Consider the following 16,660-nt stretch of genomic DNA (forward strand, 5'->3'; position numbering starts at 1 on the left):
TTTGTTGCGAAAAAAAGACAACAAATGAAAATAATAAGTCTACTCATTTACACTATCTTTTTTTACAGATACGGAATCTGTTTTTGTTTTCCTGACTGCTTTTGGCTTACTACCATTAGTGTCTCTATTTTGGCGTAACACTTTATATTGCTCGTATCCTTTGTTTAGCTGATCGTATAATAGTTTACCAATAGCTTTTGCTCCGCGCTGATTAAAATGTGTATAATCTTTATTGGCTTTTGCCGGCGATTCGTCAACCCATTTTACCATTGATCCGTCGCCTCCCATTAAAGTGTATAAATTGACAAATCCGGATTCTGTATCCAGCGCATATCTTTTTTGCGCTTTCATTAAAGGAACTACTGCCGAGTCTGTTTTCATTTCCAGATCATACTTTGTAGATTTATCTGCTGTTGAAATAATCAATATTGAAACTCCTGGGAAAGATTCTTTAATTTTATTTACAGCCTTTGTCATTCCTCTTTGGTACCACGAATAATTCTTGGTTCCATAATTTAAAACATTGGTTCCGTAATGCAAAATGATCAAGTCATATTTCAAATTGTTATTGAATCCTTGCATTACATTTGCATTAAACATCGAGATTGGTAATCCTGAATTTCCTCTTTGAGAAAAATTATCAACGTGAACTCCTATTCCGTTATCAAAATTGAATCCATAAATTGGAATTGAATCGGCGTGTATAAAATTAGCTTTAAAAGCTTTTATGCTTCCCGAACTCACTTTTAAGGTATTTATTAAATTATTAGGAACCAGACTTTTTCTAAGTGTATCTTTCCCGATAATAAAATTCACATTTCCTTTTTTGTTTGCTCGTCCGTAAAACAATGTTGGATTATCTAATGTGTTCACATTTTTATTAAGTCCTGCTTCGTATTGAACCCAGGTTGTATTTACTTTATCATTGGCAAAAAACACGTGACCGTTTACTCCAAACGGACTAATTGGATTTTTGACATTTAAATATGATAATGTTTTCCAGTTTTTAGAATAGGTAGATTTTACAGAACCTCTCGATGCTGCAGATTCTGAAGTTATAGAAACAAAACCAACTCCGTTTCCTCCAAAGCGTTCCTGATAATTAGATCGAACGTCCTGTACGATTAAATCTCCATCTGTCATTGAATCTCCGTAGTAAGCGATTCTTACTTTAGATTGTGGATTTTTCTCGAGTTGATATAATTTTTCGTAAAAAGAAATCAGGTATTGAAATCCTTTATAATTATCAAAAGTTTCAGATGGAAATTCGATTCCTTCGGCTGGATTAAATGTAATTTTTTCTCCCGCTTCCTGCTTTTCACTTTCGCTAAGACTATCGCCTTTTTGAGACAAAGAGTCGTTTGCTACTGACTCTAAAAGCAAGCTGTCAATAAGTACATTTTTGGAATCTACTTTACTATCCGGAAAAATTTTATCTGGTAAGATTTGCTTGAATCCAATGAAAGCTACAAATGCTAATGCTACAATTGCAAAAGACTGAAAGAAATAAGATTTTGTATTCACTCGTGATAATAATTTTAAAGAATGGGATTACAAATAAGCAGTTGCGATTTTTGTCAATCCTAAAAAAAATACGTGCAAAGATAGAATTAAACATTAATTTTTAATCGTTTTTTGACGATTAAAATAAAAACAAAAAAAAGAGGTCAGATAAATCTAACCTCTCTCAAAAAAAAATAAAAAAACAAAGCTAATGATTAACTGAATTTTTAATGTTTTCTATTAAAAACCAGAACAAAATGTTCTTGATAATCTTTAATTTTTTTGTCTTATAATTTATTTCAATATAGCATATTGGAATGTTGGGTGACCTCTTTCTAAATCAGCTTTAGCACCACCTGTAAATTTCAATTTATAAACATTTCCAGCAGGATCTTTAATTACAAAGAAACGGTCTGTTCTCAATACAAATTGAGTCATTGGATTTCCGTCAGGACCAGGAGCACTTGTACTTCTCCAGTTTGATCCAATGTTTCTTTGATCTGCAGTAAATTTAGTATTATCAACATTTGCTAATGTAAAAGCCTCATAAGTAAATGCAGAAGTTAAAACTTGATACGCTTTTGCATTACCGTTTAAGTTGTTAGTAACATAATCTGGGTAGAAATATGGTACCATTGTCGCTCCATTAGGAATAACGTTTACGAAAGTTGTAAAGTTAATATCCCATTGATTTTTTTGTGGTTCAACATTTACTACTTTTTTATCGATTAGGCTTAAAAATGTAAAATTGTATGCACTATTTTTAGAAATTACAATTTCTTCGTGAGTAGTTGAAGCAATATCAGCATATTGAACTTTGTAGTCGCTTCCGCTTCTTAAAACTCTAATTTTTTTCCATCCTCTAGTGTCTCCTCCAGCAGCTCCTTCTTTTCCTAAAACTGGCGCAGCAGCAGCTGGTTTGTTCCCTAGGTAAAGTAAATATACTTTGTTATCAGAATCTGTAGATGAAACCGCAGCAATAGCCGTTTTTGTAATATCTCCTGCTGAATCATCAACTTGCTCAGGAAATCCTGTTCCTTGTGCAATAATCATCGTTTCATCTACAACCTGAACTTCGTCAATATTGGTACTTTTTAATTGTTTCGCAGCCATTTTCACAGAATTGTTCAAAACTACTCTAAAATCAGCACCTGAATAAAATCCTAAATCCCAAGAATTTCTAACTGCAGACGTCATTTTTCCACTGCTTAAATCAACATAAACTTGGTTTGGTTCTAATGGACCTCCAACTTCTGGTGACAAAGCTGTTCCTAAAGATGCTGCTTCGTTAAAGTTTAACTGAATTGTTTTATTACTTGATATCTGTCCACCAAAAGAAGTTCCTGAAATAGTAAAAACTACATTTTTAACCTCAGTTGCAGTGGCGTTTTTAATTTTATTAAAAGTAAACTCAACCGAAGTTGCATCTTTTGGAAATGACACTACTACTTTTTTTGAAGCTGCAGCAGGTGTTGTTGTATAATCTGTAGTATAAGCTACTGCAGTTTCAGTTACATCAAGAGTAATCGTTCCAGCAACAGGAGCTGGCTTAGAGAATTTTATTTGAACCGGTGTTGCATCACTTGTCAAATTATACGAAGCTTCTGCAAACGCAACAGCAACATCTGATTGCGGAGCATTATCGTCATTATTACATGCCGTAAAAGCAAGAAAGACGAAAGTAAGAATTAAGATAAAGTTCTTTTTCATAGTATTTAAGGTATTTAATATATTTAATTAAAATTTAAGTTATAAGTAAGTTTAAGAAAGTAAGAGCGTCCATATCCAAGCATCAAGGCTTGTGGACCAGCGGCATGAGTTCCTCCACCAGAAGCTCCACTACCTTGAGTAATCTGCACATTCGTAATATTGAATAAATTACGAGCTCCAAGTGTTACTTCAAATTGATTGTTAAAGAATGATTTTCGAACAGATGCATCCATCCAGCTGTATGGATTAATTTTGTTTAGATAAAACTCTGCCTCGCCTTTTTCATTGGTTCCTGTTGCATATTGCTGCTGTTGCCCATTGTATTTGTAATAAAGGGCAAACAGAGTATTCCATTTTGGAACATTGTATGAGATACTAGAGTTTAACTGTAAAGAATACAAGAATTTATCATCTGAAGTAATACCCAACTCGGCTAAATCAAGTTTTTGAGAAATTCCAACTAGAGCGGCTCCAACTTTTACATTCCAGTTTTTATAGGCATATTGCTCTGTGGTCGAAATATTCCACATTTTATATTTATTGATATTGATGTACTTATATTTTGAAGGTGTAATTTGTGTCAATACCAAATCAATTCTGTCATCAACATCTAAAAAAGTTACTGCTAAATTATTAGCAATCTGTCCTCCCGATTTTAAATCGCAAGTTCTTTTAAAACTTACTTCGTATGATGTACTATTTTCCGGAACTAAATTAGGATTCCCTTGTACGTTGTGATTAGAGTCAACAAAATAAGTATAAAGTTCATCAAAATTTGGAGTACGATATGATTTACCTAATGAGGCTCTTGCTTCTAATCCTTTTTTGAAAAGATATCTTAAACCTAACGAACTAGCGTATTGATCTTTAAAAGTATTTTGAATGGAGTAACGAAGTCCCGGACGAATTGAAAGTTTATCTGACAAGCTAATTTCTGCAACTGTAAAGATGTCATAATTTTCTAATCGCTTTCTAACATCTACAGACTGTAATCCATTATCTAAAAAAGTTCCCGCTGCACCGCTATAAAAACCATTTTCATTTGTGATTTCATACCCTAATTGAAAATCTACTTTTTTATTGTTGAAAAAATTACTTAATGTACCTGTAGAATAAAATACTTCTTTAGATTGATATGTAAATCTGTTATTGTTAGATTCTTTCTTTGTTTCCAATTGATAATCAAACAATTCAGCATCACGTTCCTGTTTTTGGTGTGATACAGAAACATTATAATTTAATTTGGAAAAAAGTTTTCCATTGGCATTCAAATGGTGATAAAAACGATTTGTCAAATAACGTTTATCTCTTGCAAAAAAAGTTTCAGGAAAAGGATAATTGTCTTGAGGAACTAACACTGGACTATAGAAATCAACATTTTCTCCGTAGTAATCAAATTTGTAAAAAATCTTGAAATTATCTTTCTGATAGCCAAGCATTGCGTTTCCAACCCATTGTTCTTTTGGCAGCCATGAATATCCTCGTAAATTATCATTAACTATATAATCTTTTCCTTGTTTATCATCATAAAAACCTTTAAAATCATTATGATTTCCACCAATATTAACGTACCAGTTATCATTAAATTTATGTCCTACTTTAAGGGACTGAATATGTCTTCCTTTATCGCTAAGTGAATATTCATTACCAACAGTTTCCTCCTGAATAGTTGCGCTGATATCCCATTTATTAGCCCCTCCTTTCTTTGTAATAATATTTAAGATTCCGGTCACGGCATTTGCTCCATGAGTAACTCCCATTGAACCTTCGATAATCTCGATGCGTTCTACATCGTCAAGATTTACCTGTGTTAAATCAACATTAGTTCCCATACCTGTATCACTTACTAAAGGTATATTATCAACTAAAATTTTAAAATACTGTGAATCTAATCCGAACATTGAAACCGTCGAACGTCCATCGCTTCCGCTATTCTGAACTGTAATATTTAAGTATTGATTTAAAACGTCTGATAGATTATTTGCTGCTAATTGCTTGATATCTTGTTTAGAAATTACGCGAACATTAAAAACAGATTTCTTAATAGACTGTGGTTCAATTTGTCCTGTAACAACTACTTCAGAAAGTTTTTCTCGCGATACAATGGTATCTTTTTGCTGAGCAAGAGAAATTTGACAAAAAACAAAAGCTGCAAAAAGGGTAAAATTTATTTTCATTATTTTTATTCAGTCTTAATAATGATGCAAATATATAACTATTTTTATTTGTTCTAAATAAAATCTCTATATTTGCAAAAAATTAAAACAAAACAAAAAATTATGATTTCAAAAAGCCTTTATTTATCGGCCTTTATGGCTTTGACTTGTGGTCTTGGTTTTAGTCAGGACAAGAAACAACAAGACATTAAATCAATTAAATCGATGTGTGGTTGTTACGAAGTGAAGTTTAATTTTACAGAAACTTTTAAATATCCTAAAGATTCTTTGACTTATAAATCTTCACCAACTAAACATGAATCAGCTTTAGAATGGGTAGAACTTTTAGAAGATACTCCAAACAAAATTGTAATGCAGCACTTATTAATCGTAAGTGACGATATGATTATTAAACACTGGAGACAAGACTGGTTATACGAAAACACTGATTTATATTCATATGATAAAGGAACTTCTTGGAAATATAAAAAATTAGATAAAAAAGCTGTTAAAGGTCAATGGACTCAAAAAGTATATCAGGTAGATGATAGCCCAAGATACGAAGGTTCATCAACTTGGGTACATGTAGATGGTAAGGATTACTGGGCAAATATTGCCGATGCACCTTTACCAAGAAGAGAGCAAACTATACGTAATGACTATAATGTTTTAAAAAGAAGAAACATTCACGAAATTACTGCTACAGGATGGAATCATGAACAAGATAACGAAAAACTGATCAGAGATGACAGTGGAAAAGATGTTTTGTTAGCACAAGAAAAAGGAATGGATGTTTATACTAAAGTACCAGACATTAAATGTATCGCTGGACAAAAATGGTGGGTAGCAAATAATGCGCTTTGGAAAAATGTTCGTGATAAATGGCAAACTCTTTTTGACAGACATAAAGATTTAAACCTTGAAGCTAAAGTTGACAGAAAAGCACTTTACTCTCTTTTGTTTGATCTAAAACCAACTGCTACTAAAGCAGAAAGTGATGCTATTATTGACAAATTTGTAAAATAAAATTGTTTGTGTTGGTTGTAAAAAAGCCGATAATCCTTAGATTATCGGCTTTTTCTTTTAACAAAAAAACCGTCTGAATTAAATCAAACGGTTAAATATATAAATTCACATAGTTCAAAATGCCGTTAAGACATTTATAGCCATTTTACAATTCGTTTTGAATTATTAAAGGATTGGCATTTATTTCGTCTACTGGAATTAACCATTGCCATCTCTTATCTCCAGCAGGAACAACAAAAACTCCTCCTACAATCGACGAATCATGATTTGCTCCTGTACGATCTAAACTAGAGTTTGTTCTTTTTAGATCAAAAAATCTAAAGCCTTCTCCCCACAATTCTATCCTTCTTTGTAATAATATTTCATCAACTAGGGCTTGTCCAGTATTTGTAGACAGTACATATTTAGGATCCCTTGCTTTCTCTAATTCAAAAAGTATATCAGCAGCATCTGCTTGACCCAATCTTGCTTTTGCCTCTGCTTCTATTAGATACATTTCTGCAGCACGCATATATGGCACATCACATCTACTATCACCAGTACTTATTGATAAAAATTTCTGACTTGTGTAAGGGAATTTAGAAAAATTACTCGCTAGCGATAAACCAGGATGTTTACCATCTACACTAAATATAGTTGATCTTACATCTGTTGAAGGGATTAAATTATACAACTTGCTATTAATTGCTTTTGGACATGAACGAATAACGGTCGAATTGTAGTTTCTGGACATATAAGCCCCAAAATTTCCAAAATATTCTGTTTGAACTTCATTAATATGACTACCCCACATCCACTCTCTATTATTATAGTCATTAAATCCTGCACCATATTCTGCAACAGACATTAAACTTATTCCTGTTCTAGCTTTTTTAGCATAATCTGCCGCAACAGCCCAATTACCTTGTGTTAATGCTACTCGAGCTTTTAGACCTTGCGCAACATTTAAATTTAAATGAGATTTGTTTGGTCTAGGATATCCTATTAATAAATTATTAGCTTCATCTAAATCTTTATTAATTTGAGCATACACTTCTTCTACTGTAGAACGAGGAAACTTTTCATTTCCAACTGTTAAGATAATAGGAACTCCTAATTGAGTATTATCTTGACCATTTACATATCGTTTGCTGTATAACTGTACCAATTGAAAATGACAAAATGCTCGATACAAAAGAGCCTGACCTTTTACAATATTTTTATCAGCAGTTGAGCCAATTGCCACATCTGTTGCATTTATTATTGTATTGGCATTTCGTATTATTCTATAATAGGTTCTGTAAGGATATCTAATATCCACAGCATTTATATTTTGCAATGCGCTCCAATTATAGACTGCTAAAAACCAACCATTTGTTACTGGAAAAACGATATCATCACCGGCAATGTCTGTTTGTTGCATTAAACCACCTAAACCTGATTGGCTCTGATCTTCATATCTTATATATAATGATCTATGAATACCATTTAATGTTGTCATTAAATTTTCTGTTGTCTTTGTCGCTGCATCATAATCTACAAATTCCGTTGGCTTTTTATCCAAGAATTCTTCTGAGCATGATGACAAAACAACCATCGAAACTGCACAAAAAAGCAGTTTTATATAATTTGATTTCATATTATCTAAAATTAAAAATTTAAGTTAAGTTCTAATGAGAATACTCTTGAAGGAATGTACCTGTTTTGAGTTGTACCATTAAAAGTTTGCGTTGGATCCATACCTTGACGTTTTGTAAACAACAATAAGTTTTCTCCATTAATGTAAATACTTGCATTATCAATAGATAATTTTGAAATCAGATCTGAAGGAAGCTTATAAGACAAATTAATTTGTCTCAACGCTAAATAATCTGATCCTTTTAACCATCTGTCTGAAGCAGCAGAAGACTGCGTATTTCTATTAATATCTAAACGTGGAACATCAGTAATATCCCCAGGTTTTTGCCATCTTCTAAATATATCAGTGCTAAATGCTGAACCATAATTATTTCCTGTTTGCATTAATTCTCGATAATTATTATCGTACATTTTACCTCCTATTTGGTACGAGAACATTGCTTCGAGCTGAATGCCTTTGTATTTAAGAGTTGTACCGAAACTACCAAACAAATCAGGAATTGCAGAACCTGCATAATGGTACAAAGCTTTATTTTGATCTGTCGTTACATTTACACCATTTACAACTCTTGCGGTTGGATCACTTGCCGTCATTAAATTTGGGTCGGCCACATATAGAGCATAACCATCTGCTGAATCAACCCCATACCAACTTCTTAACCAGTAATCATAAATTGATCTGCCTACCATAAGTTTTTTTGTAACATCGATAATTTCACTTTGTGGCAAACTTGTAATTTCATTATGAATCGTTGAAGCGTTAATATTTAATCCCCATGAAAAGTTTTGAGTTTTAAGAACTATACCATCTAATGAAACCTCAAAACCTCTGTTTACCATAGAACCAATATTTTCAACTCTATCATCTAATCCAGATGACAATGGATTTGGTACCGAAAAAATAAGTCCATCAGTACTTCTATTATAATACTCCACACTACCTCTTAGTCTGTTTTTAAACAACCCAAATTCAACTGCAATATCTCTTTGTGTATTAACCTCCCATTGCAAATTAGGGGCTGCTGCAGCATAAGTAATTATACCACCCTCATTCCCGTTATTATAGCCCAAACTATACGTTGCCTGGTTTATGTAGTAATTTAATCCTCCAATCTTTGTACCTGCGTCGTTTGTGTTATTGGTAATGTGAGAATCATTACCTACACCCCCAATAGATGCTCTTAATTTCAAGTCATTTACCCATGAACTTTCACTCAAGAAGTTTTCTTTAGTAAGTACCCAAGCTCCACTTAAAGACCAGAAATTCCCCCAACGATAGTCTTTATGAAATTTTGAAGATCCGTCTCTACGAAATGATGCGGAAAAAATATATTTATCCATATAGTCATATCCTACTCTCGAAAAATAAGATTCAGTAGCATAATTTCTTGTATACGATGTTAAATTTGTTGTAGTAATATAATCGACAAATTCTACAATATCAGGGACAACTTGCCCTATTTTTGTTCCTGTAGTAAATGCTGACGCATAATCAAAACTTTCGTGACCTAACAACGCTGTAATCGAATGATTTCCTAATTTTTTATTATAGTTCAACAACTGATTAAAAGTTGTTCCTGTTAAAACGCGATCCTCCTTAGACATCAAGCCTGTTGGAGCGCCATCCCCTATTAAAGTATTGTAGATGATGTTTCTATTAGAATACGTTTTATCAATAGAAATATTGGTGGTAAATTTGAAATCTCTTAAAAAAGCGATCTCAAAATATGTTCTTCCTGAAAGTGCTGTTGCTTTAACATTATCAGTATTATTTAATGTTTCATAAACTACGTTTCTACCGTTTGCCGCTCCAGATCCACGTGCAGTCGAATATACTTTGTTACCATTTACATCATACACATAATCTCCATTTGCAGTATGATCATGAACTGGATATATTGGTCCCATATATCTCATTGCGCGAAATGGGTTACTAAAAGAATTTGTATTCTCTACGCCGTCAACTCCTAAATTAGAATTAGTAAAGGTTGCTGAAAGATTAACACCTGTTTTAAACCAATCATTTAAACTTGTATTTAAATTTAGTCGACCAGTTGTTCTTTCAAAATCGGATTTTCTTAGATATCCATCTTCATTTAAATATCCTAATGAAGCAAAATAATTTGATTTTTCAGATTTACCCTGATAAGCAAAATCAACATTTTGACGAACTCCGGCTCTTTCTAATTGTTTTTCCCAATTCAAATCTTCAGGATACAATAGTTGTGCATCAGGATTTAGTTTTCCGTCAGTCCCAACAATACTTGCATTTGGCACATTAAAAGGGTTTGTTACCAATACAACAGGAACTCGACCAGATGCATAAGTGTTAGCAGCATCTATTTGTGCTTGTGTTCCCATCGGACGGCTATTTCTAATTGCTTCCCACTCCAGAGGATAATAATCGTAAGCATTTACTCTATCATAATCTTTAATTGCGCGAGAAGTCATACTTGTACTCATGTTTAAAGAAAACTTATCTTTAGACGATTTACCAGTTTTTGTTGTAATAATAATAACTCCGTTTGCAGCTTTCGAGCCATATAATGAAGTCGATGCAGCATCTTTTAAAACACTTAAACTTTCAATATCATTTGAGTTTATATTACTGATATCTCCCGCAAACGGAACTCCATCAACAATATACAACGGATTATTTGACCCATTAACAGAACTAAACCCGCGTATTCTCACTTCTGGTGCGGCACCAGGCTGTCCTCCTGAACTTTGAATTTGCACTCCAGATGTATTTCCCTCAATAACCGAAAGTGCATTAGTTAATGGTCTGCTTGAAAGTTGCTCTGATTTTATTTGAGTTGCAGATCCGGTGTAAGTAGATTTTTTTGTTTTACCATACGCAACTACTACAACTTCATCTAAATCTTTTCCATCTTCCTTCATAGTAGCATTAACAACAATTGAAGATCCAACTGTTATAGCCATATCTTTCATTCCCATGTAGGTGAACACAAGAATATCTCCTGTTTTAGCCTGAATAGTATATTTTCCATCAAGATCTGATTGGACACCACTCTTCGTGCCTTTGACTACGACATTTACATTTGGAATTGGTCCTAAGGCATCAGAAACGACACCAGTAATTTTTCTGTCTTGTGCAAATGTTAATTGCATAGCCAGAATACAAAAAAGCGTAATTAAGCCTTTTAATTTTTGTTTCATTATTATATCTTTTTTAGTTATTGGGAACGAACTTAAAAATTTAAAATAATTTTAACAAGAATAATATACCATTTAACAATATTAATTGTAATCTTTTTACATATAAAAAATTAATTACAAAAAGTATATATGTTAATATTTGGCTTTAAAAACAGAATCAATGCATAAAAAACAAAAAACAAAGTAAGAATTGTCTTAAATATTTGATTTTACAGAAAAACTACTTCCGATTTACTTTATGCAAAAAAAAACCGCCTAAAAATCAAATTAGACGGTTATTTAACCCTTATTTTTTACATATAGCTTACTAATTCAAACACGTAAAAAGAAAATATAAGGATAATATTTTTGAATAAAATCGTTTACATTTTATAATGTAAAAAGAAAAACCATTTTAATAAGTGAGAAATCAAAATTCCAAATATGAGCGAAAATTAATACAAATTAAAACGGTTTCCTATAAAAATTTCAAATTTAACGTAATAAAAATATTACAAATAAAAAACTTGCATTGTTACGCAATTAAGAAAATCATCTATTATTATTTATATCTGCTGGAATCAACGGATTTGAATCAATTTCTGCTTGTGGAATTTTCAAGAAAAACCTTTTATCATCAGCAATTAAACTAGCTGTAGTTGTTATTCGCTGATTTCCTGTTCTAAGAATAGGCCTTCTTAAGCGTTTTGCATCAAACCATTCCACTCCGTTTTCTGCATATAATTCCTTTCTTCTTTCTACAAGTATTTCATCAATTAAAGCGGAGCCTGTTACGGTTGATTTTACAGCATTTACATCTCTATTTTTTTGCAAAGTATACAGTAAATTATGCCCTCCGGCATCATCTCCAAGTCTAACTTTTGCTTCTGCTTCAATCAAAATCATTTCGGGAGTTCTAATAATGGCATTATCTCCAGTAAAACTAAAAGAGAACTTACGGGTTGTCCAATATCTATAATCATCTACATTAACAATGGCAGCGCTTTTTCTCTGAAAATAGCCCCTCACATCTGTAGGAGAAAACAAACTGACAAAATCACGATTAATATATGTTGCAGCGTATGGACCTGCCACATGATCTATCATTACGGCCGGTGCATTATAATAATAGTTCGTCTGATCTGCCCTTTGAGCACTTCCCCAAATCCATTCGATATTGGAGTAATCGTCAAAACCTGAACGATAACCAGCGGCATTTAAAACCGATGATGGGTTTCCTCCATAGGCGGCATTCGCAGCAATTGCAGCATCAGACCATTTACCCATTACTTGATAAACCTGAGCTAAAATGCCATTCGCAACATCTTTATTAATATAAGATTTTCCTAAACGTTCATCTGTTAAACCATCTACTGCTTTTCTTAGATCAGAAACAATAAATTCATACAGCTCTCCTACAGTTGACATTGATCCTCCTACGTTTGCGGGAGTGGTATAAATAGGTGGGGCAGGATAATTTATATCTACAGAATAGGAGGGACAAAATTCCAGAACTAATTGATGGTAGAAAAAACCTCTTAAAGCATATCCATAACTAACAAGTTCGTTTTTATCTTGTAAAGATAATGTTGTACTTTCTTCTACTCCTAAAATTAAGGCGTTTGCCTGATTAATCATATAATAACAGTAGTTCCAAGTAAAAGTGGTTCTTCTGTAGGTAGGTTCTCTGTTTGCATTTGAATAATCAAATCCAAACCAGTTATCAGTCTGAATCAAATCATTACCCTTGACACTTCTCGCAAAAAAAATGGAATTCAGACCAGCAGAGTCTGTACTTGTAAATTGCCCTCTAAATCGTCTCATTATTCCTGAGATAAATGCTTCAACTCCTTCTCTGGAATTAAAAACAACATTTTCAGAAACTTCGCCTGTTGGTTGTGGTTCATCAAGGAAATCCTTGCTGCATCCTGTCATTATAAACAATGCCAATAAGGCAATGATACTTTTTGAAATTATATTTTTCATATATTTTATTTTAAAATTCTAAATTGACTCCAAAAGAAAAAACTCGCTGGTTGTAGGATCTGCTATTTGTTGTTCCAGAAAAATTTTGCTCTGGATCGAGCCCTTTATGAGATTGAAAAGTGAGTAAATTATCTCCCTGAAAATATAGTCTAACTTTAGAAAGACTTGTTCGGTCTAGAATAGTTTGCGGAAAATTATAGCCCAGATTTAAGGCTTTAAGTCTAACGTAATCATTCTTGAATAAAAATCTTGTTGACTGAGAATTGAAATCATTATTGGATGTTAATAATATAGGAACATTTGTAATGTCACCAGGATTTTGCCAACGGTTCTCAATATCCTGACTTGATGCTCTGCCGGGAGATTTAAAACCTTCCATCAAACTTGCGTAAGTACTGTCATATAAGTAGGAACCAAAACTGAAATTAAACAAGAAGTTAAGATCAACATTTTTATATCTGATATAATTAGTAAATCCACCTATAAAATCTGGCAATGAAGACTTGCCAACGTAGTATCTTGTGGCTTCAGAATAGACTTTAGTAGTTGCTCTCTCGCCTGTAGGTTTTCCATCTGTGCCTAACACATCTTTATACCACATTCCGTAACCTGTTTCCGAGTCTACGCCCGCCCAATCCTGAACATAAAAATCATATAAAGATTTTCCAACTTCCCATCTCTTAGATCCATTAATATAACTTGCCTGAGTTAATGCCGTAATTTCGTTTCTGTCAATAGATAAATTTAGCCCTGAAGTCCAATCAAAATCATGAGTCTTTATATTTTTAGAGTTTAACGAAAATTCCCAACCATAATTTCTTAAAGAACCTACGTTTGTTGTAACACCGGTATTTCCTGTAGAACCAGGCAAAGGTTTAGTGTAAATTAAATCTATAGATTTTTTATTATAATAATCAATTGTACCAGTCAGTCTATTTTTGAATAATCCAAAATCAACTCCTATATCAGTCATGGCTGTTTTTTCCCAAGTTAATAATGGATCAACTGCAGATCCTAAAACAACACCTGTGTTATCTAACTCATTATAGCCTGTTGCAAACAATTGTTTATAAGGAAAAAAATTAGGGTTTCCATTACTATCTAAAGCTTGATTATTTCCTAATTCTCCATAAGAACCTCTCACTTTTAAATCACTAATAATTCTATTCTGTTTTAGAAAATTTTCCTGAGATATAAGCCACGAACCTCCAACGGAGTAAAAATTCCCCCATCTTACGGCCGAATCAAATCTTGAAGATCCATCTCTTCTATACGTTCCTTCTATAAAATATTTCTCTTTATAATTGTAAGCCAAACGCCCTAAATAACTGGAGATCCTATCTTCAGCCGTATATCCACCAACACTAACGGGTGTAGTGCTACCGTCTAACACTTGAACTCCCGGTAAAAAGCCTTCTCCTTGTGCACTTAAATTATCAACTTGAAATTTATATGCTTCTTGTATTAAATCTGCAGAAAAATTATGATCTCCAAAAGATTTCTTATAAGTCAGGCTATTTATTAAATTTGTAGAAGTTGTAATATCTCTTTCCTGAGTTACTCTTCCGCCTGCACTAGCAGCATATCCAACTTCATTACTGGCATAATTAAAATAATCATACAAGTATCTATCATAAGCTAGGTTGGTTTTAAAAATTAAATCTTTAGCTAACGTAAACTCTAAATAAGCATTTGCCGTATAATTATCACGTTTGTATTTTACTTTATAATTATATAATGCACCATAGGCATTTTCATTAAGCAATTGCGGTCTCGTAGCATTCAATAACTGACCGGGAGTTCCTCCGTAATCAAAAATTTTCTGCCCATTACCGTCCATTACCAAATCGCCTCTATTGTCTCTTCTGTATAAAGGATATATCGACGGAATGGTATAAATCCATTGAATAGCGCTTTCAAAAGAGCTTCCGCTCTGGCTAGGAAAGTTTTGATTTGAGGTCGAGTAAAACATGGTTGCTCCAACTTTGAACCAGTGGTTAACTTTAGAATCGATACTTAATCGCGTGGTAGTACGCTCAAATTTTGAAGTAACCACATTCCCTTCCTGAGATAAATAATTGGCTGTAAAAAAATATCGCGTATTATCGCTACCTCCAGATACAGACAATGTATTTTCTTGTCTTACGGCAGCACTATTAAGCATTAAACTTGCCCAATCAGTATCCCACTTTTTATCTGTTGTTACTAAATTACCAGTTGCATCAACGGGATTAGCAACGGTATAAGGATTATACCCTAATCTCGATATCAAACCGTTTGAAGCATTTAAGGCTGCAGTTGCCTGATTTTGCTTACCTACATACTGATTTGAATTTTTCATCGCCTCCCAAGTCAGCTTCATGTAATTGTCTGAACTTACCAATTTTTGTAAAGGAACAGCACTGTCTGCAAATCCTGTTGAAGTTGTAAAACTAACTTTGGGCACTGTATTTAATTTTCCTCTTTTGGTGTTTATAAGTATTACACCGTTTGCACCTCTGGATCCATAAAGTGCTGTCGATGATGCATCTTTTAAAACAGTCATCGATTCGATCTGATCTGCACTTATAGTATTTACATTACCGCTAAAAGGTGCGCCATCTAAAACAATTAAGGGTTCAGCAGAAGCATTGATTGAACCTATTCCTCTAATTCGAATGGTTGGACTTTCTCCGGGCATTCCTCCAGATGAAATAATATTTACACCAGCAACACTTCCTTGTAAGGCATTAAGAACATTTACATTTTGTTGTTTCTCAATAACATCTGAAGAAACTATACCTACTGCTCCTACAATAGATTTAAGCTTTTGTTTACCATAAGCTACTACTATAACTTCTTCGAGGTCTTTACCATCTTCTTTCATTTTAACATTGACAACGTCTGACGATGTAATTGTTACCAACACTTCCTTCATTCCCATATAGGAGAATATAAGAACATCTCCTGTTTTTGCCTGTATAATGTATTTTCCGTCGATGTTTGACTGGACCGCATTTTTTGATCCTCTGACTAAAACATTTACATTTGGAATTACCCCTGAAACATCAGAAACAACTCCACTAATTTTTCTGTCCTGTGCATACATAAATTGCATTACAAGAACAAAAAAAAGCACAGTTAAGCTTTTAAATTTTTCTTTCATTATTTTGATTTATTTAGGTTTATTGAAGCGCAACTTAAAAAATCAAAACAGTTTTAACACGTATTTTACTAAATTTAACACATGCTATACTCTATTTTTCAACATAAAACAGAGTAAATACTCTATTTTATTTGTTAATTAATAATCGGAGAGAAAACAAAAAAGAGAACTTGACAAAAATAAATGCACGAATTTTCTTAAAAACATATACTTATCATAAAAATGCAACACAAACTTTTTTGTAGTCTCAATTATTATGAAAACTTAAAAAATCAATCAAGAAAGTTCCTAAGTAAGCAATTTATTTTTCTAAATATTTATCGTTAGATACAAAATAAAAAGAGCCCATAGTTTTACT

The 16,660-nt window shown here is 32.9% G+C and carries 8 protein-coding genes; 1 reads left to right on the top strand and 7 read right to left on the bottom strand.

All coding sequences use genetic code 11. The features are described from left to right. Positions 1 to 39: 39 nt before the first annotated feature. The 3 genes from IW18_RS19790 to IW18_RS19800 form a co-directional block, all read right to left on the bottom strand. Positions 40 to 1,524: an SGNH/GDSL hydrolase family protein gene (locus IW18_RS19790; RefSeq protein ID WP_041519906.1), complete on the bottom strand. Its 1,485-nt coding sequence runs from the start codon at positions 1,522 to 1,524 to the stop codon at positions 40 to 42. 273 nt (positions 1,525 to 1,797) lie between these two features. Further along, entirely contained in the window at positions 1,798 to 3,213 is a 1,416-nt protein-coding gene (locus tag IW18_RS19795) for an HmuY family protein (RefSeq protein ID WP_052480241.1), read from the bottom strand. A gap of 23 nt (positions 3,214 to 3,236) precedes the next feature. Further along, on the bottom strand, positions 3,237 to 5,390 hold the full coding sequence (locus IW18_RS19800) for a TonB-dependent receptor plug domain-containing protein (RefSeq protein ID WP_041519907.1): 2,154 nt from the start codon (positions 5,388 to 5,390) through the stop codon (positions 3,237 to 3,239). Positions 5,391 to 5,492: 102 nt separating this feature from the next. Between IW18_RS19800 and IW18_RS19805 the strand changes: the two genes are divergently transcribed. Further along, positions 5,493 to 6,395, top strand: a complete 903-nt coding sequence (locus IW18_RS19805; RefSeq protein ID WP_052480242.1) for a DUF6607 family protein — start codon at positions 5,493 to 5,495, stop codon at positions 6,393 to 6,395. Positions 6,396 to 6,540: 145 nt separating this feature from the next. Here IW18_RS19805 and IW18_RS19810 read toward each other — a convergent pair whose 3' ends face one another. The 4 genes from IW18_RS19810 to IW18_RS19825 form a co-directional block, all read right to left on the bottom strand. After that, positions 6,541 to 8,013, bottom strand: coding sequence for a RagB/SusD family nutrient uptake outer membrane protein (locus IW18_RS19810; protein ID WP_041519908.1), 1,473 nt, complete (start codon positions 8,011 to 8,013; stop codon positions 6,541 to 6,543). Positions 8,014 to 8,024: 11 nt separating this feature from the next. Next, positions 8,025 to 11,192, bottom strand: a complete 3,168-nt coding sequence (locus tag IW18_RS19815; protein WP_084608000.1) for a SusC/RagA family TonB-linked outer membrane protein — start codon at positions 11,190 to 11,192, stop codon at positions 8,025 to 8,027. A 531-nt stretch (positions 11,193 to 11,723) separates the two neighbouring features. Continuing rightward, entirely contained in the window at positions 11,724 to 13,157 is a 1,434-nt protein-coding gene (locus IW18_RS19820; protein WP_041519909.1) for a RagB/SusD family nutrient uptake outer membrane protein, read from the bottom strand. 10 nt (positions 13,158 to 13,167) lie between these two features. Next, positions 13,168 to 16,302 (bottom strand): SusC/RagA family TonB-linked outer membrane protein, encoded by a 3,135-nt coding sequence (locus IW18_RS19825; protein ID WP_041519910.1) that lies wholly within the window; start codon positions 16,300 to 16,302, stop codon positions 13,168 to 13,170. Positions 16,303 to 16,660: the final 358 nt, after the last annotated feature.

This window comes from Flavobacterium hibernum (genome assembly GCF_000832125.1).
GTDB lineage: Bacteria > Bacteroidota > Bacteroidia > Flavobacteriales > Flavobacteriaceae > Flavobacterium > Flavobacterium hibernum.